The sequence below is a fragment of the Sediminicoccus rosea genome (assembly GCF_033547095.1).
GTDB lineage: Bacteria > Pseudomonadota > Alphaproteobacteria > Acetobacterales > Acetobacteraceae > Roseococcus > Roseococcus rosea.
Genome location: NZ_CP137852.1, coordinates 900,249 through 920,875 on the forward strand (window position 1 = coordinate 900,249; position 20,627 = coordinate 920,875).

20 protein-coding genes are annotated in these 20,627 nt (G+C 70.9%); 6 read left to right on the forward strand and 14 right to left on the reverse strand.

Annotation, left to right across the window (positions count from 1 at the left end; translation table 11 throughout):
* Positions 1-132: 132 nt before the first annotated feature.
* The 8 genes from purH to metZ all read right to left on the reverse strand — a co-directional run bounded on the left by purH (position 133) and on the right by metZ (position 8,249).
* Complete coding sequence (gene purH / locus R9Z33_RS04215; protein ID WP_318650055.1) at positions 133-1,716, reverse strand: bifunctional phosphoribosylaminoimidazolecarboxamide formyltransferase/IMP cyclohydrolase; 1,584 nt, start codon at positions 1,714-1,716, stop codon at positions 133-135.
* 2 nt (positions 1,717-1,718) lie between these two features.
* A complete protein-coding gene (locus R9Z33_RS04220) occupies positions 1,719-2,828 on the reverse strand; it encodes a glycosyltransferase family 4 protein (protein ID WP_318650056.1) in 1,110 nt (369 codons plus the stop codon).
* Between the two features lie 29 nt (positions 2,829-2,857).
* Positions 2,858-4,474, reverse strand: a complete 1,617-nt coding sequence (locus R9Z33_RS04225) for a heparinase II/III family protein (protein WP_318650057.1) — start codon at positions 4,472-4,474, stop codon at positions 2,858-2,860.
* Positions 4,474-5,130, reverse strand: coding sequence for a ribulose-phosphate 3-epimerase (rpe, locus tag R9Z33_RS04230; protein WP_318650058.1), 657 nt, complete (start codon positions 5,128-5,130; stop codon positions 4,474-4,476). Before rpe ends, R9Z33_RS04225 begins: the two co-directional genes overlap by 1 nt.
* A gap of 85 nt (positions 5,131-5,215) precedes the next feature.
* Positions 5,216-5,857 (reverse strand): GTP cyclohydrolase I FolE, encoded by a 642-nt coding sequence (gene folE, locus R9Z33_RS04235; protein ID WP_318650059.1) that lies wholly within the window; start codon positions 5,855-5,857, stop codon positions 5,216-5,218.
* A gap of 149 nt (positions 5,858-6,006) precedes the next feature.
* Entirely contained in the window at positions 6,007-6,408 is a 402-nt protein-coding gene (gene apaG, locus R9Z33_RS04240) for a Co2+/Mg2+ efflux protein ApaG (protein ID WP_318650060.1), read from the reverse strand.
* Positions 6,405-7,010, reverse strand: coding sequence for a LysE family translocator (locus R9Z33_RS04245; RefSeq protein WP_318650061.1), 606 nt, complete (start codon positions 7,008-7,010; stop codon positions 6,405-6,407). Before R9Z33_RS04245 ends, apaG begins: the two co-directional genes overlap by 4 nt.
* Positions 7,011-7,043: 33 nt before the next feature.
* On the reverse strand, positions 7,044-8,249 hold the full coding sequence (gene metZ / locus R9Z33_RS04250; protein ID WP_318650062.1) for an O-succinylhomoserine sulfhydrylase: 1,206 nt from the start codon (positions 8,247-8,249) through the stop codon (positions 7,044-7,046).
* A 258-nt stretch (positions 8,250-8,507) separates the two neighbouring features.
* Here metZ and R9Z33_RS04255 point away from each other — a divergent pair, with 258 nt between their 5' ends.
* Both R9Z33_RS04255 and R9Z33_RS04260 read left to right on the forward strand, forming a co-directional pair.
* The gene (locus tag R9Z33_RS04255) at positions 8,508-8,837 is read left to right on the forward strand and encodes an Hpt domain-containing protein (RefSeq protein WP_318650063.1); all 330 of its coding nucleotides are present in this window, start codon (positions 8,508-8,510) and stop codon (positions 8,835-8,837) included.
* Positions 8,838-8,850: 13 nt separating this feature from the next.
* Complete coding sequence (locus tag R9Z33_RS04260) at positions 8,851-10,239, forward strand: sigma-54-dependent transcriptional regulator (protein WP_318650064.1); 1,389 nt, start codon at positions 8,851-8,853, stop codon at positions 10,237-10,239.
* 4 nt (positions 10,240-10,243) lie between these two features.
* Here the strand turns inward: R9Z33_RS04260 and fabG are convergent, their stop codons facing one another.
* The 5 genes from fabG to R9Z33_RS04285 all read right to left on the reverse strand — a co-directional run bounded on the left by fabG (position 10,244) and on the right by R9Z33_RS04285 (position 14,068).
* A complete protein-coding gene (gene fabG, locus R9Z33_RS04265) occupies positions 10,244-10,981 on the reverse strand; it encodes a 3-oxoacyl-[acyl-carrier-protein] reductase (protein ID WP_318650065.1) in 738 nt (245 codons plus the stop codon).
* Entirely contained in the window at positions 10,974-11,423 is a 450-nt protein-coding gene (locus R9Z33_RS04270; protein ID WP_318650066.1) for a GNAT family N-acetyltransferase, read from the reverse strand. The genes fabG and R9Z33_RS04270 overlap by 8 nt, the downstream gene beginning before the upstream one ends.
* Positions 11,420-12,361, reverse strand: a complete 942-nt coding sequence (gene fabD, locus R9Z33_RS04275; RefSeq protein WP_318650067.1) for an ACP S-malonyltransferase — start codon at positions 12,359-12,361, stop codon at positions 11,420-11,422. Before fabD ends, R9Z33_RS04270 begins: the two co-directional genes overlap by 4 nt.
* Before the next feature lie 391 nt (positions 12,362-12,752).
* Positions 12,753-13,727 (reverse strand): tripartite tricarboxylate transporter substrate-binding protein, encoded by a 975-nt coding sequence (locus tag R9Z33_RS04280; RefSeq protein WP_318650068.1) that lies wholly within the window; start codon positions 13,725-13,727, stop codon positions 12,753-12,755.
* Positions 13,728-13,792: 65 nt separating this feature from the next.
* Positions 13,793-14,068, reverse strand: a complete 276-nt coding sequence (locus R9Z33_RS04285; RefSeq protein ID WP_318650069.1) for a BolA family protein — start codon at positions 14,066-14,068, stop codon at positions 13,793-13,795.
* An 86-nt stretch (positions 14,069-14,154) separates the two neighbouring features.
* Between R9Z33_RS04285 and R9Z33_RS04290 the strand changes: the two genes are divergently transcribed.
* From R9Z33_RS04290 to R9Z33_RS04305, 4 genes are all read left to right on the forward strand, one after another.
* Positions 14,155-14,736: a J domain-containing protein gene (locus tag R9Z33_RS04290; protein WP_318650070.1), complete on the forward strand. Its 582-nt coding sequence runs from the start codon at positions 14,155-14,157 to the stop codon at positions 14,734-14,736.
* A 100-nt stretch (positions 14,737-14,836) separates the two neighbouring features.
* Entirely contained in the window at positions 14,837-15,838 is a 1,002-nt protein-coding gene (gene cobS / locus R9Z33_RS04295; RefSeq protein WP_318650071.1) for a cobaltochelatase subunit CobS, read from the forward strand.
* Between the two features lies 1 nt (position 15,839).
* Complete coding sequence (gene cobT / locus R9Z33_RS04300; RefSeq protein ID WP_318650072.1) at positions 15,840-17,705, forward strand: cobaltochelatase subunit CobT; 1,866 nt, start codon at positions 15,840-15,842, stop codon at positions 17,703-17,705.
* 100 nt (positions 17,706-17,805) lie between these two features.
* Entirely contained in the window at positions 17,806-18,732 is a 927-nt protein-coding gene (locus R9Z33_RS04305; protein WP_318650073.1) for an esterase-like activity of phytase family protein, read from the forward strand.
* On the opposite strand, the gene mdoH is transcribed toward R9Z33_RS04305, so the two are convergent.
* Positions 18,717-20,378: a glucans biosynthesis glucosyltransferase MdoH gene (mdoH, locus tag R9Z33_RS04310; protein WP_318650074.1), complete on the reverse strand. Its 1,662-nt coding sequence runs from the start codon at positions 20,376-20,378 to the stop codon at positions 18,717-18,719. The two genes, R9Z33_RS04305 and mdoH, sit on opposite strands and share 16 nt — an antisense overlap.
* Positions 20,379-20,627 lie beyond the last annotated feature (249 nt).

The window sequence follows — 20,627 nt, forward strand, 5'->3', positions numbered from 1 at the left end:
ATCCGCACCACCCCAGATCCTTTGGCCTCCTGCCGCCCTCCGGAGGCTTTGCCACCGGAGGATGAGCCGAGTTCAAAGGATCAGCGGCAATCCGGCGCCCCCAGAAAAATGCCGGAGGCGCTTTGCGGGGAATTAGTGCCGGAAGTGGCGCATCCCGGTGAAGACCATGGCGAGGCCCGCGGCATCGGCGGCGGCGATGACTTCCGCGTCGCGCATGGAGCCGCCGGGCTGGATCACGGCGGTCACGCCGGCGGCGGCGGCGGTCTCCAGGCCATCGGCGAAGGGGAAGAAGGCGTCGGAGGCCACGACGCTGCCCTTGGCCAGCGGCTCGGGCAGGCCGGCGGCCTTGGCGGCGGCTTCCGATTTCCAGGCGGCGATGCGGCTGCTCTCCACGCGGTTCATCTGCCCCGCGCCGATGCCGACGGTGGCGAGGTTCTTCGCGTAGATGATGGCGTTGGACTTCACATGCTTGCAGACGCGGAAGGCGAAGAGCAGGTCCGCCATCTCGGCCGCGCTGGGGGCGCGCTTCGTGACGACGCGCAGATCCGCCTCGGTCACGCGCCCGGCGTCGCGGGATTGCGCCAGGAAGCCGCCGGCCACGCTGCGGAAGACCATGCCGGGCGCCACGGGGTCGGGCATGCCGCCGGTCAGCAGCAGGCGGAGGTTCTTCTTGCGGGCGAAGATGGCGCGCGCCGCTTCATCGGCGTCAGGCGCGATCACAACCTCGGTGAAGATGGCGGTGATCTTCTCGGCGGCGGCCGCGTCCAGCGTGCGGTTGGCGGCAACGATGCCGCCGAAGGCCGAGACGGGATCGCAGAGCAGCGCGCGGTCCCAGGCCGTGGCCAGGTCATCCGCGATGGCGATGCCGCAGGGATTGGCGTGCTTGACGATGACGATGGCCGGCGGCTCGAACTCGGCGCAGGCCTCATAGGCGGCGTCCGTGTCGTTCAGGTTGTTGTAGGACAGCTCCTTGCCCTGGATCTGCTTCGCGGTGGCGATGCCGGGGCGCGCGCTGCCATCGAGGTAGAAGCCCGCCTTCTGGTGCGGGTTCTCGCCATAGCGCAGCGTCTGCGCGAGCGTGCCCGCGAAAGCCAGGCGCGGCGGAAACTCCTGGCCAAGCTGGCCGGCGAACCAGCTGGAGATGGCCGCGTCATAGGCGGCGGTGCGGGCATAGGCGGCGGCGGCGAGTTCGCGACGGAGCTCGGCGCTGGTGCCGCCCGTGGCCTCGATCTCGGCGGTGATGCGGGCGAGGTGCGCGGGCTCGGTCACCACCACCACATGGGCGTGGTTCTTGGCGGCGCTGCGGATCATCGCGGGGCCGCCGATGTCGATGTTCTCGATGCAATCCTCGAAGGCGGCGCCTTTCGCGACCGTCGCCTCGAAGGGGTAGAGGTTCACGGCGACGAGGTCGATCGGCGCGATGCTGTGCTCTTCCATCTGCGCCACATGCGCGGCCTCATCGCGGCGGCCGAGGATGCCGCCATGCACCTGCGGCACCAGCGTCTTCACGCGGCCATCCAGGATCTCGGGGAAGCCCGTGTGCTCGCTGACATCCTTCACCGGGATGCCGGCCGCGCGGATCGCCTGGGCGGTGCCGCCGGTGGAGAGGATCTCGGCCCCGCGATCGGCCAGGAAGCGCGCGAATTCCACGATGCCCGTCTTGTCGGAGACGGAGAGCAGCGCGCGGCGAATGGCCAGGGGGGTGGTATCAGTCATCGCTATAATCCCAACAGGTCGAGCGTGCGGCCCACCACCGCGCTCTCGGTGAATCTTTCGCGGGCACGGGCGAGGCCGGCGGCCCCCATGCTTTGCCGCAAGGGGGCATCCGCCGCCAGCCGCGCCAGCGCAGCCCCGAGTGGCGCCACCTGCATGGGCGGGACCAGCAGCCCTGTCTGCCCATCCAACACCTGCTCGCGGCAGCCGCGGATGTCGGTGCTGACGACGGGCAGGCCGCTCAGCATCGCCTCGATGATGCTCATGGGCAGGCCCTCGAAATGGCTGGGCAGGGCGAAGATGTCGGCGGCCTGGAGCAGCCGTGCCACGTCATGCCGGTAGCCGAGCATGCGCAGGCGCGGGCCAAGCGCGGCGGCGGCGCGCTGGAAATGCGGCGTGAGGTCCTCGCCATGGTCGGAGGCGAGCCGCTCGCCCACCACCCAGAGATGGGCGTGGGGCACGCGCTCCATGGCCTGCAGCAACTCGGGCCAGCCCTTGTGGCGAACCAGGCGCGAGACGCCGATGACGACGCAGTCGGTCGCGCCCACGCCCATCTCGGCACGCAAGGCGGTGCGCGTCGCGGCGTCGGGGTGGAAGAGCGCGGGGTCGCGGCCATTCCCGGTGGCGGTAGCGCCCCGATGGATCCAGAGGCGGCGCGCATCCGCCGCCTCCTCCTCGCTCACGGTGAGGAAGGTGTCGGTGAACTTCCCCGCCGTCCATTCGGCGCCGAGCGAGAGGCTGCGCCGCAAGAACGAGCCCGGCTGGTTGAAGAGAAAGCCGTGGCAGGTATAGGCGATGCGCGGCACGCCCTCGGCCTTGGCCGCGGCGCGCGCCAGGAAGCCCGAGATGGGCATGTGCGCGTGCACCAGGTCGAACCGCTCCTCGCGCATGATGCGACGTAGCTCGCGGAAGGCGGGGATATGCGCGCGGGGGTTCAGGCTGCGCTGCATGGCCACGGGGATGATGCGGAAGCCCTCGCCACGCGCCACGTCGAGCAGCGGGCCCTCGGCCGAGATGCCCACCACCTCATGCCCGCGCGCGCGGGCGCCGCGCATCAGCGGCAGCAGGAAATGCCGCAGCGAGAAATCCACATTGGCGAGTTCCAGGATCTTCATGGCCAGCCCCCTGGCGCCGGAGGGCGGCCCTAGTTCTCGCCGCCCGGGATCACGCGGCTGACGGCCCATTGCACCGTCTCCGCCTCGCCATCCGAGGTGAGGACGATCTGGCTGGAGCGGCGCGGCTCGGCGGCGAGATAGACGCTCTCTTCCAGCTCCACGCGGGCGCCGCGGGCGCGAAAGCGCCAGCCCTGGCCGCCCGGCAGGCGCATGAGCACGCCGCCCTCCTCCTCCTGCAGAACGGCGGTGACCGCGGGGTGCAGGTGGAAGCGGATGGCCCAGGCGGTGGCGGGGCCGGGGAAGGGCTCCAGCGCATCCTCGCCGCGCAGGTCGTCGCCGCTTTCCGAGAGGTAGAGGCGGCGGCGATGCACCACGCCATGGGTGCGGCGATAGCCGTCATGGCTGATGTCCAGCCATTGCGCGCCATTCGCCTCCTGCCGCTCGATCTCCACGCGCTCGGGCCGGCGGCCCAGGCCTTCGTCGCGGAGTTCGGCGCTATTGGTGTCGGCGAGCGTCAGGGTGGAATGGGCGGCGGTGCCGCGCAGCGCGTCGCGCCAGGCGGCATCGGCGGCGGGGGCGGCGCCGCAATTCACGATCAGCCGGTCCCGCCCCACCGACATTTCGAAGGAGAGGGTGCCCGCATGGGAGGAACGGTCCGCGCCGCGCGGCAGGCCGGAGGCGGGGTCGGCCGGGCGGCCGGGGGGCGGTGCGCCGCAATCGGCGATGATGAGGGTGCGGCCGGCGGCAAGGCGCTGGAAGCCCGTCTCCTCCAGCAGCATGGGCGCGCGGCCCTTGGCCAGGCCCTGGGCGAGGACGACATCCACCAGTGCCGGCGCCTCCTCGCGCGTGCTGTTGAACAGCGCCAGCGACATGTCGCCATGGCGGAACAGGCGCAGCGCCTGGCCCGCGCGCTCCAGCGCGAGCGAGAGCTGCGGCGGCGAGGCGATGCCGACACCGTTCAGCAGGTTGCGGATCTCGATGAGGTCCTGCAGGGCGAGCAGCTGCACCGCCGGGCTGCGCTCCACATGGCCGCCATCGGGGTGGAATTGCCTCTCGAGTTCGGGGCCGAGGAAGCGCAGCGCGCGCGTCATCCAGGCCTCCTCCTCCAGCGCCACGGCGGCGGCGATGCAGCCCTTGAGCGCGACCAGCCCGCCACGATGCGCGGCCTCGGCCGGCAGGCTGGCGGAGAGCGCGCGGCCATCGAGGGCGAGGCGCTGGAGCAGGGGCTTGCGGAAGGCCTCCTCGGCGGTCGCGGCCAGGAAATCCCAATGCCCAAGCCAGGCGGAGATGCGGGCCGCGGCGATCTCGGGCGCCTGGGCCATGGGCTCGGCCGCGCCGCGCGCGAGCCAATCCTCCGTCAGGTCGCGCGCCATGACGCGGGCGGCATCGGTGCCGAGCATCCGCAGGTCGCGCAGCCAGGCGAAGCTGTGCGCCGCCTGGCGCCAGAGCACGGGGCCGGCGGCGGGCGTCCAATCGTTCAGCAGGCGGACCGAGCCCAGCACCTCGAACTCGCCGCGCAGCAGGCGGGCGCCGCGCGCGGCATCGCCGGGCCAGAGGTCGCGGAAGGAGCGGGCGGGCGCATCGGGCACGCGCATCGGCTTGAGGCGGGTGAAGAGGCCCCGGACATTGCGGAACACATCGGCCATCAGGCGCCCCCTCGCAGCCCGGCGATGGCCTGGGCGTAATCGGCCGCGCCGAAGACGGCCGTGCCGGCGACGAGCACATCCGCCCCGGCCGCGATGCATTGCGGCGCGGTCTGCAGCGTCACGCCGCCATCCACCTGGAGCGCGATGTCGCGGCCGGATTCGGTGATCATCCGGCGGAGCGCGGCTATCTTCGGCAATTGGCCCGCCAGGAAGGACTGCCCGCCGAAGCCCGGATTGACCGACATGACGAGGATGAGGTCCGTCAGGTCCAGCACATGGGCGAGGCATTCGACCGGCGTCGCCGGGTTCAGCACCACGCCGGCCTTCTTGCCGAGCGCGCGGATGGTCTGGAGGCTGCGGTGCAGATGCGGCCCGGCCTCGGGGTGCAGGCTGATGACATCGGCGCCGGCTTCGGCGAAAGCCGCCAGGTAGGGGTCGGCCGGGGCGATCATCAGGTGGACGTCGAAGGGCATGGCGCTGTGCTTGCGCAGCGCCTTGATCAGCCCGGGACCGAAGCTGATGTTGGGCACGAAATGCCCGTCCATGATGTCAAGGTGGAGCCAATCCGCGCCGGCGGCTTCGATGGCACGAACTTCCTCGCCCAGGCGGGCGAAATCGGCGGCGAGCAGCGAGGGGGCGATGCGGATGGCGGACATGGGACCCGGAGAGGAAAAGCGCCCCTCCGGTTAGCCTATTCATCCCCGCCTGCAAACCTTCGCCGGCGGGGATTCGGGGCCAAAATCAGCCCTCGATGACGCTGCGCGAGCCGCCGATGATCGAGAGGAACTCGCGGCGCGTCGCGTCATTGGTGCGGAACTCGCCCAGCATGCGCGAGGTGACCATGGAGACGCCCGGCTTGTGGATGCCGCGCGTGGTCATGCACTGGTGCGCGGCTTCGATCACCACGGCGACGCCCTTGGGCTTCAGCACGCTCTCGATCGTATTGGCGATCTGCGCCGTCAGCTTCTCCTGGATCTGGAGGCGCTTGGCGTAGGTCTCGATGACGCGGGCGAGCTTGGAGATGCCGACCACGCGTCCATTCGGCAGGTAGGCGATATGCGCCTTGCCGATGATGGGAACCATGTGGTGTTCGCAATGGCTTTCCAGGCGGATGTCGCGCAGGACGACCATCTCGTCATAGCCGTCCGTCTCCTCGAAGGAGCGAGCGAGCATCTCCACCGGGTCGCTGCCGTAGCCGGCGAAGAATTCCTCATAGGCGCGGGCGACGCGGGCGGGGGTGTCCACCAGGCCTTCGCGGTCCGGATCATCCCCGGCCCAGAGGAGGAGGGTGCGCACCGCGGCCTCGGCCTCGGCGCGGCTCGGGCGTTCGATGGCGCTCTGCGAGTCAGCGGCCTTGGCGCTGGCGGGCAACTGGATGTTCATGGCTTTCGAAATTCCTTGGAGGCCTGCATCAGCCCCGAGATGGGGCCGCGTCAGTCCTTCGAATTGGCCAGATGGGGCGGCGTCGCGACTCCGCAAGGCATCCGGGTTCGTTGGGGCGGGATTCGTCTCGCTGGAGGCGCGCGGGGCGGTCAATGCACCCCGCCCTGCTGATGCGGGCTGTCGAGCGAGAAGGCCGGGACGGCCGCGTCGAATTCCTCGCCGGTGTCGCTGACGATCATGTGGTAGGTGCCGCGCATGAAGCCCGACGGCGTCGGCAACGGCGTCCCCGAGGTGTAGTCGAAGCTCTCGCCCGGCTCGAGGATCGGCTGCTCGCCCACCACGCCCTCGCCATGCACGCGCATCTCGCGGCCCAGCGCATCGGTGATGATCCAGCTGCGCTTGAGGAGCTGCACGGTGGCGGAACTCAAATTCTCGATCTGCACCTTGTAGGCCCAGACATAGCGCCCCGCCTCGGCATCCGACTGGTCGGCCAGGAAGAAGGGGCGGATGGTGACGCGCACCCCGCGCGTGACGGTGGTGTAGGGCTTCATGCGCGGCGCATCGCGGCGGTGGCGAGGCCGGCGCCGATCAGCATGCCGCCACCCAGCCGGTTGAAGCCGCGGCGGATGGCGGGGCGCTTCACCGCGTCCGAGAGCGTGCCGGCCAGCAGCGCATAGCCCAGCGCGTTCAGCGCGCCCAGGCCCACGAAGGTGACGAGCACGATCGCCGCCTGCGGCAGGAAGGCGCTGGCCGGGTTCAGGAATTGCGGGAGGAAGGCCACGAAGAAGGCGATGCTCTTGGGGTTCAGCACCGTCACCACGAAGGCGTCGCGGAAGGCGTGGCGGGCGGGCAGGGCCACCGCCTCGCCGATCGGCGCGCGCCAGAGCTTCACGCCGAGCCAGATGAGGTAGGCCGCACCCAGCCACTTGGCCACGGTGAAGGCGGTCGCACTCGCCGCCAGCAGCGCGCCGAGGCCGATGAGCGAGGCGGTGAGCGCCACCGCATCGCCCAGCGCCACGCCGCCCACGGTGGGCAGCGCCGCGCGCCAGCCGCCGCCCAGCGAGCGGCCGAGGATGAAGACCACGACCGGCCCCGGGATCATCACGGTGATGAGCGAGGCGAGGGCGAAGGCGAGCCAGGTTTCGAGCGTCATGGCCGCATCATGCCATGACGCCCCCCGCCGGGGCTACTCCGCCGCGCGCAGGCCCGGGGCGCTGACCGCGTCCAGCGCCTCGGCCAGGTCCTCGATCAGGTCCGCCACATCCTCGAGGCCGACGGAGAGGCGCACCGTGCCGTCGGTGATGCCGAGCTTGGCGCGCTCCTCCGGGCCGATCCGCATATGGGTGGTGGTGGCGGGATGCGTGGCGAGCGACTTGGAATCCCCCAGGTTGTTGGAGATGTCCACGATCTGCAGCGCGTTCATGAAGCGGAAGCACGCTTCCTTCCCGCCCTTGATGTCGAAGGTGACCAGCGTGCCGCCGGCGGACATCTGCCGCACCGCCAGCGCATGCTGCGGATGGTCGGCGCGGAAGGGGTAGAGCACGCGGGAGATCTCGGCGCGCTCCGAGAGGAAATCGGCCACGGCGGCAGCGTTGCGGCACATCTGGTCGACGCGCAGCTTCAGCGTCTCCAGCCCCTTGAGGATGACCCAGGCGTTGAAGGGCGACATGGCGGGGCCGGTGTTGCGGATGAAGGGCATCAGCACCTCCTCCACCCACTTCTTGCGGCCGAGCACGGCGCCGCCCAGCACGCGGCCCTGGCCGTCCATGTGCTTGGTGCAGGAATAGACGACGACATCCGCGCCCTGTTCGAGGGGCTTCTGCAGCAGCGGGGTGGCAAACACGTTGTCCACCACGACCAGCGCGCCCGCCGCATGCGCCAGCTTGCAGACGGCCGGCACGTCCACCAGTTCGAGCATGGGATTGGAGGGGCTTTCCAGCAGCACCATGGTGGCGGGCTTGCTCAGCGCCACCTGCCACTGCGCCATGTCGCCGCCATCCACGAACTCCGCCTGGATGCCGTAGCGCGGCAGCAGCGTGCTCACGATCCAGTGGCAGGAGCCGAACAGCGCGCGGGAGGCGACGAGGCGATCGCCGGTCTTGAGGTGGGAGAGCAGCGCCGAATGCACCGCCGCCATGCCGGTCGCCATCAGGCGGCAGGCTTCCGCGCCCTCGATGGCGCAGAGGCGGTCCTCCAGCATGGTCGTCGTCGGGTTGGCGAAGCGGCTGTACTGGTAGTGCTCGATTTCGTTCTTGAAGGTGGCTTCCGCCTGCTCGGCATTGTCGTAGACGAAGCCCGAGGTGAGGAACATCGCCTCGGCCGTCTCGCCGTGGTTGGAGCGGTTCAGGCCACCGCGGACGAGTTGCGTGGCGGGGCGGAGCTTGCGGGACATGGTGACACCCTCGTGCAATAGACCAACACGTCCGGCACCCTGGGCGGGGCGGGTTCACGCCCCGCGAAGGGGGCGCTCCCGAGGCCGTTTAGCGCGCTTGTTTTCCGCCCTCTCGAAAGGGGGCGACCCGGTTGGGACCTCGCCGCAAGCTGGCCGGACAAATCGCGAGGACACGTCAGGGATAGACCCCGGCAAGGGGTGGCGTCAATCATCCGAGTGATTGACGGCGACTGTTGAGAAATGCGAAGATTCTCACGAATGAGCGCGCTCGACCCAGAAGTGGCCAATCAACTGGCCGAAGACCTGCCGCCCGACGTGTTCCGCACGATCATCTCGACCTTCGAGGAGGATCTGACGCGGCTCGCGCAGGAGCTGGCTGCCGCGGCGCAGGCCGGGGACCAGCAGGGCTATGAGCGCGCGGCGCACAGCTTGGCCGGCGCGGCCGCCGCCGTCGGCGCCGTGGGGCTGGAGCGCGAGGCGCGGATCGCCATGGACCATCGCCAGCCGGTGCCTCCGCAGGAGGTCCTGCCGCGTCTGCTGACCGAGGCCAAGGCCGCCCTTCAGGCGCTGCACGCCCTGATCCATTGAGGCGCGCGGCCCGATGACCGCGCGCGTCCTGCTGGTCGAGGACACACCGACCCAGGCCGAGATCGCCAAGGCCATGCTGCGCGACTTCGGGCATGAGATGCGCCACGCCGAGAACGGCGGGCAGGCGCTCGCCATGGCGCAGGAGTGGCGGCCGGACGCGATCCTGGTGGACCTGATGCTGCCGGATTTCTCCGGCCTCGAACTCATGCGGCGCCTCAAGGCCGCACAGGTGGACGCCACCTGCATCGTGCTCACCGCGCATGGCTCGGTGAACACCGCCGTCGAGGCGATGCGCGAGGGCGCCACCGACTTCCTGCTCAAGCCCTATGCCGCGGCCCGCCTGCGCGTCACGCTCGACAATGCGCTGGAGAAGCGCGCCCTCCGCAAGGAGCTGGACACGGCGCGGATCGAGCTGGGCCGCGAGAGCTTCGGCGGCTTCATCGGCGCCTCGCCCGCCATGCAGGCGGTGTATCGCACGCTGGAGAGCGTCGCCGCCTCCAAGGCCACGGTCTTCATCACGGGCGAGAGCGGCACCGGCAAGGAAGTCGCCGCCGAGACGCTGCACAAGGCCTCGCCGCGCAAGAACAAGCCCTTCATCGCGCTGAATTGCGGCGCCATCCCGCGCGACCTGCTGGAGAGCGAGATCTTCGGCCATGTGAAGGGCGCCTTCACGGGGGCCACGGAAAACCGCCTGGGTGCCGCGAAATCGGCCGATGGCGGGACTCTCTTCCTGGATGAGATCGGCGAGATGCCGATGGAGATGCAGGTGAAGCTGCTGCGCTTCGTGCAGAGCGGCACCGTCACCCCCGTCGGCGGCACACGGGCGGAGGCGGTGGATGTGCGCCTCGTTTGCGCGACCAACCGCGACATCCTGGCCGAGGTGCAGGCCGGCCGCTTCCGCGAGGACCTCTATTACCGCCTCTATGTGGTGCCCGTGGCGCTGCCGCCGCTGCGCATGCGGGGCGAGGATGTGCTGCTGATCGCGCGCCACCTGCTGCGCAACTTCGCGCGGGAGGAAGGCAAGCATTTCCAGCGCTTCGACGCCGAGGCGGAGGCCGCGATCCGTGCCTATCCCTGGCCGGGCAATGTGCGGCAGTTGCAGAACGTGCTGCGCAACGCCGTGGTGCTGCATGATGGCGAGGTGGTGACGCGCGCCATGCTGCCCGGGCTGCTGCTGCACGGCGCGCCGGTGGCTGCGCCCGCGGGCGCCACGCCCGTGAGCACCGCACCATCCGTGGCGCCGGCCGCGCCGGTCATCGAGCCGCTCGCCGTCTCCGAGAAGAAGCTGATCCTGGCCGCGCTGGAACACACCGGCCAGGATGTGCCCCGCGCGGCGGCGCTGCTGGAGGTGAACCCCAGCACCATCTACCGCAAGCTGACGGCCTGGAAGAAAGAGGGCTGAGCCCTCACACCATCAGCATGCCGCCATTCACATGGATGGTGGTGCCGGTCACCCAGGCCGCCTCCTCCGAGGCGAGGTAGGCGACGGCCGAGGCCACGTCCTTCGCGCCACCCATCTTGCCGAGCGGGATGCGGGAGAGCAGCGCCGCCTTCTGCGCCTCGTTCAGCTTGTCGGTCATCGGCGTCGCGATGAAGCCCGGCGCCACGACATTGATGGTGACGCCGCGCGGCGCCACTTCCTGCGCCAGCGCCTTGCTCATGCCGATCAGGCCGGCCTTGGCGGCGGCGTAGTTGGCCTGGCCCGCATTGCCCGTGACGCCCACGATGGAGGCGATGGAGATGATGCGGCCCGCGCGGCGCTTCATCATGCCGCGGAGTGCCGCGCGCGCCAGGCGGAAGGGCGCGTTCAGGTCCACTTCCAGCACGGCGTTCCAGTCCTCGTCGCCCATGCGCAGCGCCAGCATGTCGCGCGTGAAGCCGGCATTGTTCACCAGGATGTCCAGGCGGCCATGCGCGGCCTCGATGCCGTCCACCAGCGCGGCGGGGGCGGCGGGGTCGTTCAGATCCGCCGGCATGACGCTGGCGCGCTCGCCGAGCTGCGCGGCGACGGCGTTCAGCTCCGCCTCGCGCCGGCCGGTGAGGACGACATGCGCGCCCTGCGTGTGCAGCGCCTCCGCGATGCCGATGCCGATGCCCGAGCTGGCGCCGGTGACGAGCGCGATCTTGCCGGTCAGGTCAAACATGGGGTGGTTCCTTCGTCTCGCGCGCGAAGCGCTTCATCATGAAATAGCGGCTGTGGCCGGGCGGGCTGTCCGGCAGCGTGCCGAAGAGGGTGTAGCCGCGCTTCTCGTAGAAGGGGCGGGCCTGCCAGCTCAGCGTGTCGAGATAGGCGCCGACGCAGCCGCGCGCCATGGCCTCGGCCTCGATCCGGTCGAAGAGCCGGGTGCCGAGGCCGCCGCGGCGCAGATCCTCCGGCAGGAAGACCATCAGCACATGCAGCCAGGCGGCGTAGCAATGCGCGTGGATGCCGCCGGCGGGCGCGTCCTCGCCGTCGCGGAACACCATGAGGCGCAGCGGCTTGTAGCCGTGCTCCCCGACAAAGGGGCCGTTGAAGGCCTCGAAGCCCTTCGACAGCACCGCCGGGAGGGGCGTCTCATCCGCTTCGGAGAGGATGATCCGCGTCACAGGGACTTCAGGAAGGCTTCGATGTCGGCCGGGTTGTTGATGGCCAGCGCCGTCGCCTCGGGGGCGTTGCGCTTCATCAGGCCGGTCAGCACCTTGCCGGCGCCCACCTCGGCGAAGCGGGTGCAGCCGGCGGCGACCATGGCGGCCACGCATTCGCGCCAGCGCACCGTGCCGGTCACCTGCTTCACCAGCAGCCCGCGGATCGCCTCGGGGTCCGAGACGGGGGCGGCGGTGACATTGGCGACGACGGGCACGGCCGGGTGGGCCATGGCGGCCTTGGCCAGCGCCTCCTCCATCACGCGCGCGGCGGGGGCCATCATCGCGCAGTGGAAGGGGGCGGAGACGGGCAGGATCATGGCGCGCTTGATGCCAGCGGCCTTGGCGGCCTCGACGGCGCGCTCGACGGCCGCCTTGGCGCCGGAGACGACGACCTGGCCGCCGCCATTGTCATTGGCGACCTCGAGGACCTCGCCCTGTGCTGCGGTGGCGCAGATGGCGGCGGCCTGCTCGGCCTCCGCGCCCAGCAGGGCGGCCATGGCGCCCACGCCCGGGGGCACGGCGGCCTGCATGGAATCGCCGCGCAGGCGCAGCAGGCGGGCGGCGGTCGCGAGGTCGAAGGCCCCGGCGGCGGTCAGCGCGCTGTATTCGCCGAGCGAATGGCCGGCGACCAGCGAGACCTGGCGGGACATGTCGAAGCCGCCCTCCTTCGCCAGCACGCGGCTGACGGCGACGGAGACGGCCATCAGCGCCGGCTGGGCATTGGCGGTGAGGGTGAGTTCCTCGGCCGGGCCTTCGAACATGAGGCGCGAGAGCTTCTGGCCCAGCGCGTCATCCACCTCCTGGAAGGTCTCGCGGGCGATGGGGAAGGCCTCGGCGAGGTCGCGGCCCATGCCGGGGGCCTGGCTGCCCTGGCCGGGGAAGACGAAAGCGAGTGACATGGCGGTTCCGTGATGGACGTGTGACGAAAGCCCCTTCGCGCCCAAGGGGGCGTGAGTCAACCTGGGCGCAAGCGGGATGCAAAGGGAGGGATGGTGGGGGTAGTGGCAGGCCAACCCACCTTCCAAGCCTATCCGGCCGCACAGCGGCTGGCGCCGCCCAACTGGGCGGATGGCCCAGCGCCCCCGTGGCGCGGCGAAGCCAAGCGCGCGGAGCGCGCGCCCGGCGCTTGAGGGCGGCCCAACATCCTATCCGGCCGCACAGCGGCTGGCGCCGCCCAACTGACCTCCTGGCCCATCGCACCAGTGGCGCGGCGAAGCCAAGCCGCCGGAGGCGGCGCCCGGCGCTTGAGGGCGGAAAAAACCCCTGCCTCGCGCCGGGCTGATCCGCTCCTTATTCCGGCTGGAACCCCGAGGCGCGGACGATTGGCCCCCATTCCTCGCGCTCCTGGCGGATGCGCGCGGCGAAGGCGGCCGGGCTGGCCGAGGTGCCGACATTGAAGTCGAGCCGCTCCAGCGCGGCGCGCATCTCGGGCGTGTTGCCCACCTGGGTGATGGCGTTGAACAGGCCCTGCACCACCGGCGCCGGCGTGCCGGCGGGCAGCAGGGCACCGAACCACTCATCCTTCGTCAGCGCCGGATGGCCCAGTTCCTGGAAGGTCGGCACGTCGGGGAAGCGCGGGTTGCGCTGCGCGGAGGAGACGGCGAGCATCCGCAGCCCCACGCCGTTCTGCGGCGAGACATCGCCCAGCACGCCCATGAAGGCGTTGAGCCGGCCCGCGATCAGGTCCTGCACGGCGGGCACGGCGCCGCGATAGGGCACATGCGTCATGCGGATGCCGAGCGCCTGGGCCAGCATCAGCCCCATGAAATGCGGGCTGGCCCCGGCGGCGGGCGAGGCGAAGGGGATCTCGTTCGGCTGGGCCCGCGCCCAGGTGCCGAATTCGGCGAGCGTGCGGGCCGGGTGGTTCATCGGCACGCAGAAGGCAAACGGGAAGGTGCAGACGGTGCTGACGGGGATGAAGTCGGTCAGCGCGTCATAGCGCACGTCGCGCGGGAAGATGTGCGGCTGCAGCGTCAGCATGGAGGCGGGCGTCTGCAGGTAGGTGGTGCCGTCCTTGTCGGCGTCACGGACGAACTCGACGGCGATGCGCCCGGCGGCGCCCACGCGGCCCTCGACGATCAGGTTCGGCGCATAGACGCCGCGCAGCCGGTCGGCATAGAGGCGCGCCACGATGTCCGAGCTGCCGCCGGCCGGGAAGCCGATGACGATGCGGGCGTTGCGCGCCACGGTTTGGGCCTGCGCAAGGGCAGGGGTCGCGAGGGCGAGGCCCGCGCCCAGCAGGGCGCGGCGTTGCATCGGGATCATGGGCGCTTCTCCATCGGGCTTTTATGAATTGGGGTTTACCCAATCCCCGGGCCCGATGCGAGGGGTCAGGCGACCTCGGCCGGGGCGCGCAGGGTCAGGGCCAGGGCATGCAGGCCGCCGGCGAACTCGCTGGCCAGCGCCTCGTGCACGGCGCGGGAGCGCGCGACGCGGTTCATGCCGATGAAGGCCTCGCTGACCAGGAGGACACTGTAATGCGTCTCGCCCTCCGGCCGCGCGCCGGCATGGCCGGCATGGCGGTGGCTGTCATCCACCACCTCCAGGCGAAGGGGCGCGAAGCCCTGGGTCAGGGCGGCATGGATGCGTTCGGCGCGTGGGGACATCCGTGCAGAATCCCAGAGGACGGGGCGCTTGCCAAGTTGTTGTTAACTTGGTTGCCAACTTGGGGGGGCACACCCATAACGAGCCGATGGCACGGCGTGCGAGCTTCCAACCCCAGACCGACCCGAAGGCGCCGCCGCGGCCGTGCGCCGCGCCGGACTGCCCGGCGGCGGGCGAGTATCGCGCGCCCAAGGACCGGGCGCTGCGCGAGTATCTCTGGTTCTGCCTGGATCATGTCCGGCAATACAACGCCGGCTGGGATTTCTACCGCGGCATGGCGCCCTCCGACATCGAGAGCGCCATCCGGCTCGACACGGTGGGCGGGCGGCCGACCTGGCCGCTGGGGCGGTTGGGCGGCGTGCGGCTCGACCCCGAGCGCATGGCGGACCCGCTCGGCATCCTGCGCGACGCGGCCCCGCGGGAGAAGCGCCGCGCGCCCCCGCGGGCCGAGGCGCCACCCGAGCTGCGCGCGGCACTCGGCCTGCTCGAGCTGGATTGGCCGCTCGACCCCGCGACGCTGAAATCGCGCTACAAGGAACTGGCCAAGCGCTACCACCCCGACGCCAATGGTGGGGACCGCAGCGCGGAGGAGCGGCTGAAGGACATCAACCGCGCCTATTCCCTGCTGCGCCAGAAGATCGGCCGCGCCGAGCCCGCCCATGCGGGTTGACCCACGCCCCGGCGGTGCCCGGGTAGCCCAATCGCACGGGCTGCCCTAACATCATCCGGACCTGTAGATGCCCACCTCCATCCAACGAAGCGGAAGCGTGATGACCAAGCTGGCCCAGAGCGGCGATGTGAGCCCCACCTCAGCCATCAATATGCCCGACACCACCGTCAACGCGCGCGACGTCTTCGGCGTGGACATCGACATGCAGGTGCCCGCCTATTCGGTCCGCACCGAGCATGTGCCCGAGCTCGACCCCTCCTATCGCTTCGACCGTGAGACGACGCTCGCGATCCTGGCCGGCTTCGCGCACAACCGCCGCGTGATGATCCAGGGCTACCACGGCACGGGCAAGTCCACCCATATCGAGCAGGTGGCGGCGCGGCTGAACTGGCCCTGCATCCGCGTGAACCTGGACAGCCACATCAGCCGCATCGACCTGATCGGCAAGGACGCCATCGTCCTGAAGGATGGCAAGCAGATCACCGAATTCCGCGAGGGCATCCTGCCCTGGGCGCTGCAGCATCCCTGCGCGCTGGTCTTCGACGAGTACGACGCGGGCCGCCCGGACGTGATGTTCGTGATCCAGCGCGTGCTCGAGGTCGAGGGCAAGCTCACGCTGCTCGACCAGAACCGCGTGATCCGCCCGCACCCGATGTTCCGCCTCTTCGCCACCGCCAACACGGTGGGCCTGGGCGACACGACCGGCCTCTATCACGGCACGCAGCAGATCAACCAGGGCCAGATGGACCGCTGGAACATCGTGGCGACGCTGAACTACCTGCCGCACGCGCAGGAGACCGAGATCGTCATGGCGAAGATCGGCTCGACCGACGCCAAGATGAAGAAGCAGGTGGAGGCGATGGTGGCGCTGGCCGACCTGACGCGCGCCGGCTTCATCGCGGGCGACATCTCGACCGTCATGTCGCCGCGTACCGTCATCACCTGGGCGGACAACACGCGCATCTTCGGCGATGTGGGCTTCGCCTTCCGGCTCACCTTCCTGAACAAGTGCGACGAGGCCGAGCGTTCGACGGTGGCGGAATACTATCAGCGCTGCTTCAACGCCGAGATCGCGACGGGGCTCTACAAGAAGGCGGGGTGATGTGACCAAGCAGGACCTCACCCGCCAGGAAGAGTTCAAGCGCGCGACGGCCGGCGTGGTCCGCGCCATCGCGCAGCAGACCGAAGTGCAGGTCGCCTTCCAGCCCGGCCCGGCCGGCGTCTCGGGCAAGCGCGCGCGCCTGCCGCTGCCCACGCGCTCGCTCCCGCCCAATGAGATGGCGAAGCTGCGCGGCGCCGCCGACGCGGTGGCGCTGAAGCTGCGCCACCATGACGAGGCGACGCATGCCGCCCGCGCACCCGCCCGCAAGGAGGCGCGCGAGGTCTTCGACGCGCTGGAGGATGTGCGCGTGCAGGCCGTGGGCAGCCGCCACATGGCGGGTGTCGCCGCCAATCTGCGCGCCCGGCTCTCGGAAGAGTGCGAGGCCGAGGGCTATGACCGGATGACGCGGAAGGACCAGCTTCCGCTGCACACGGCCCTTTCCCTCATGGCGCGCGAGCGCATCTCGGGCGAGCCCGCGCCGGCCGCCGCGACCCGCATCCTGGAGATGTGGCGCGGCAGCCTGGACGAGAAGGCCAGTGCCGCGATGGAGGAGCTGGTCTCCGCCACCGAGGACCAGGAGGCCTTCGCCCGCGCCGCCCGCAAGCTGCTCACCGCACTCGACCTCGCCGAGGCCGAGACGGAGAGCGAGGCCGACCAGGACGAGGAAGGCGACGAGGGCGGCGACCAGTCCACCCAGCAGGACCAGGCCAGCGCCGGCGAGGCGCAGAGCCAGGAGCAGGAATCCATGCAGGGCGCCGAGCCCGAGAGCATGGAGGGCGAGGCCGCCGACGAGGAAGCGCAGGACAGCGAGGAAGAGGGCGCCGCCGCCGAGGGTGACGAGAAGCCCGGCGGCCCGCAGGCCCGCAAGGAAGTCCCGCAGACCGACGACACCACGCGCTACCGCGCCTTCTCGACGCAGTTCGACGAGGTGGTGGAGGCCGATGACCTTTGCGATCCGGACGAGCTGACGCGGCTGCGCCAGCAGCTCGACCAGCAGCTCCAGCATCTGCAGGGCGTCGTCTCGAAGCTCGCCAACCGCCTGCAGCGGCGCCTCATGGCGCAGCAGCAGCGCGCCTGGGATTTCGACCTGGAGGAGGGCATCCTCGACGTGGCGCGCCTCGCGCGCGTCGTGGCGAACCCCACGCTCGCCCTCTCTTACAAGCATGAGCGCGAGGCGGATTTCCGCGACACGGTGGTGACGCTGCTCATCGACAATTCCGGCTCGATGCGCGGGCGGCCCATCACGGTGGCGGCTATGTGCGCCGACATCCTGGCCCGCACGCTGGAGCGCTGCGGCGTGAAGGTCGAGATCCTCGGCTTCACCACGCGGGCCTGGAAGGGCGGTCAGGCGCGGGAGCGCTGGGTGCAGGAGGGCAAGCCGCGCAATCCGGGCCGCCTGAACGACCTGCGCCACATCATCTACAAGGGCGCCGATGCGCCCTGGCGCCGTTCGCGCCGCGCCATCGGCCTGATGCTGCGCGAAGGGCTGCTGAAGGAGAACATTGACGGCGAGGCGCTGAGCTGGGCCTACAAGCGCATCCTCGCGCGCACCGAGCATCGCCGCATCCTGATGGTGATCAGTGACGGCGCGCCGGTGGATGACAGCACGCTCTCGGTGAATCCCGGCAATTACCTCGAACGCCATCTGCGCGAGGTGATCAAGGACATCGAGACGCGCAACGCGGTGGAGCTGATCGCGATCGGCATCGGCCATGACGTCACGCGCTACTACCGCCGCGCGGTGACGATCGTGGATGCCGAGGAACTGGGCGGCACCATGATGAAGAAGCTCACCGAGCTCTTCGACGAGGACGCCGCCGAGGCCTGGCATCGCGCTTCGGCCGAGCGCGCGGCTGCGATCCTGTGACTGGGCTGACCCTTGGCCTTTGCGCGCCGCGCGGCGCGACGCACCGCGCCTCCGCCGAGCGTGCGGCGGCCATTCTCTAGCGGTGTGACGGGCTGAACCGTTGCAACGCCGCGCGCTTCTCGCCGGCCTCGCGCTGCTGCCGGGTTGCGCGCGGGCCAGCGCGCCGGTGCTGGGGGCACCCGCGCGCCCCTTCCTCGAGCCGCTCGGCGCGCTCGCGCTCGATACCGCGCCCTGGGGCTTCGGCGGGCTGTCCGCGCTGCATCTCGCACCCGACCTGACCTTGAGCGCCGTCAGCGACACCGGCCGCTGGTGGCGCGCGCGGCTGATCCTGCGCGAGGGGCGGCTGGCCGCGATCGGCGAGGCGCGGCACGGGCCGCTGCGCGATGCCGCGGGCAACCCGCTGCGGCGCGGCGTGCAGAGCGATGCGGAGGCCCTGCTCCGGCTGCCCGATGGCGATTGGCTGGTGGGCTTCGAGCGGCGCCACCGCATCCTGCGCTATCGCGATCTCACCACCGGCCCCGGCACACCCATCGAGACGCCGCCCGGCCTCGAGGAATCGCCCGGCAATGGCGGGCTGGAGGCGTTGGCCCTGCTGGCGGATGGACGGCTGCTGGCGTTGGGTGAGTCGCTGCCGGGTGCCGCGGGGCCGGAGAGCCGTGCGGCCTGGCTCGGCACCTTCAGCGGCTCGCGCGTCATCTGGCGGCGGACCAGCTACCTCCCCGTGCCGGGGATGGACCCGACCGATGCGGCGGGGTTGCCGGATGGCGGCGCGCTGGTGCTGGAGCGGCGCTTCTCCATCTTCGGCGGCTTCACCGGGCGCCTCGCGCATCTGCCGGCGGCGGCGCTGCGCGGGGCCGAGCCGCTGCGGGGCGAGACCTGGCTCGACATGCCGCCCGATGCGCCGGCCGAGAACTGGGAGGGCGTGGCCGTCGCGCGGCATGGCGGGCGCACGCTGGTCGCCCTCGTCTCGGACGACAACCAGAACCTGTTCCAGCAGACCCTGCTGCTGCTCTACGCGCTGCGTTGAGCCACTTCCTCCGGCGTCGCGGCCCAGCCGCGCGCGGTGAGGAAGCGGGCGAGCGTGGGCGAGGCGGTCGCGACGCAGAAGGGGATCGCCAGCAGCAAGCCGCCCGCCCAGGGCAGCGCGAACCAGATGGCCCAGGGCGCGGTCAGCGCCAGGGCGGCGAAGGCCAGCACGCCCACCAGCGTGTGGAAGCCCAGCAGCCGCGCCGCATCGCCCCAGCCCACATCGCGTGCCGCGCGATTCTGCGCGGCCCAGCCCATCCGCGCGCCGAAGGGCAGCGCCAGCAGGAAGCGCGCCTTGTTCACGCAGGAGATGGGCGAGAGGATCGTGGTGAAGAGCAGCTCCGCCAGCGCGCCGGCAGCGAAGCGGCCGCGCCCGCCATAGCGCGCGGCCTCCCGCCCCTGGATCATCACCTGGGCATAGCCCGTGAGCTTGGGGGAATGCTGCGTCACCCAGAACAGCGCCATGATGGCGGCGAGCTGCGCGCCGCTCATCCCGTCGAACCCGCCCAGCGCGGCGAGCAGCGCGGCCAGCGCGAAGGCCAGCACCCAGAGCGGCGCGCAGAGGAACAGCAGGATCGCCTGCATGAGCTGGAAGCGCGCCATGGCGGACAGCCCCGGCCGGCGCAGCAGCGGCAGGTATTGCATGTTGCCCGCGGCCCAGCGCAGGTCGCGCGCCATGAATTCGGGCAGGGCGGGCGGATTGCCCTCCATGCTCCCCGCCTCCTCCGGCAGGCACCAGACCTCCCAGCCCGCGCCATGCAGGCGGATGGCCTCCACCTGGTCATGGCTGAGGATGGTGGAGCCATCGGGCAGGGTGTCGAGCTTGCCGTGTTCGCGGAAGGGCGCGATGCGGATCAGCGCGTTGTGGCCCCAATAGGGGCCCTTCGGGCCCTGCCACCAGCCTTGGCCGGTGGCCCAGGCGCGCATGCCCGCCCGCATGCCGAACTGGAAGAGGCGCGGAAAGGGCGCCGCGACCGGCCGGCCGACGATGAGCTGCTGCAGGATGGCGATGCGCGGCGCGGCGTCGAGTGCCAGGGCCAGCTTCATCACGGCCGCCGGCGTCATCTCGGAATCGGCGTCGAGGCAGAGCAGGTAGTCGTAGCCGGCGCCCTCGTGCTCCAGGAATTCCATGACGTTGCCCGCCTTGAAGCCGGTGTTCGCGGCGCGGCGGCGCAGATGGATGCGCCCGGCATCCTGCGGGCGCCAATGGGCGATGGCCGCATCCTCGGCCGCTCGGAATTCGGGGTCCTGGGTGTCGGAGAGGAACCAGAGGTGAAAATGGCTGGCGGGCAGGCCATCCAGCAGCGGGCCGAGGGCGGCCAGGATCGGCGCCATCTCCTCATTGCGGAGGCAGAGGGCGATGGCCGTGCGCCCCTGGGGCGTCGGCTGCCTGAGGTCGAGGCCGCGCAGCGCGGGCACCACATGGGCCGGCGGGTCGCGGGTGAAGAGCAGGATGGCGCCGCCCAGCAGCGCATTCACCGTGGACAGCGCGATCCAGGGCGTCAGCAGGGCGATGCAGGCGAGGAACAGCGCCTCGGGGAGAAGAAGGGCCTCCACCATGGGGGGGTGGGGGATGGTGGAGGCCAGGAGCAAGGCGCCGGAAATCAGGGCGCCGAGCCCGAGCACGGCAATCGGTCGGATGCGCATGCCGTGAGCCTTAGCGGATAATCCGCGCCGGATCACGGCGGCCTGGGTGTCGGCCGCTGCATCCCGCATCCCGGCGGGGAGGCGGGCGGTGTGCCCCCGGGCCGTGAAGGTCCGGGGGCGGGATAAAAAGGGCCTCCGCCGCGGGAAAAGGGGTGGGGGGAGCGGCGGAGGCCAGGATCAAGGAGCCCTGGGTGGGGCGCCTGATCCGAAGCGGTTTCGGTCGGGCAAGGCGGTCATGCGGCAGCGCGG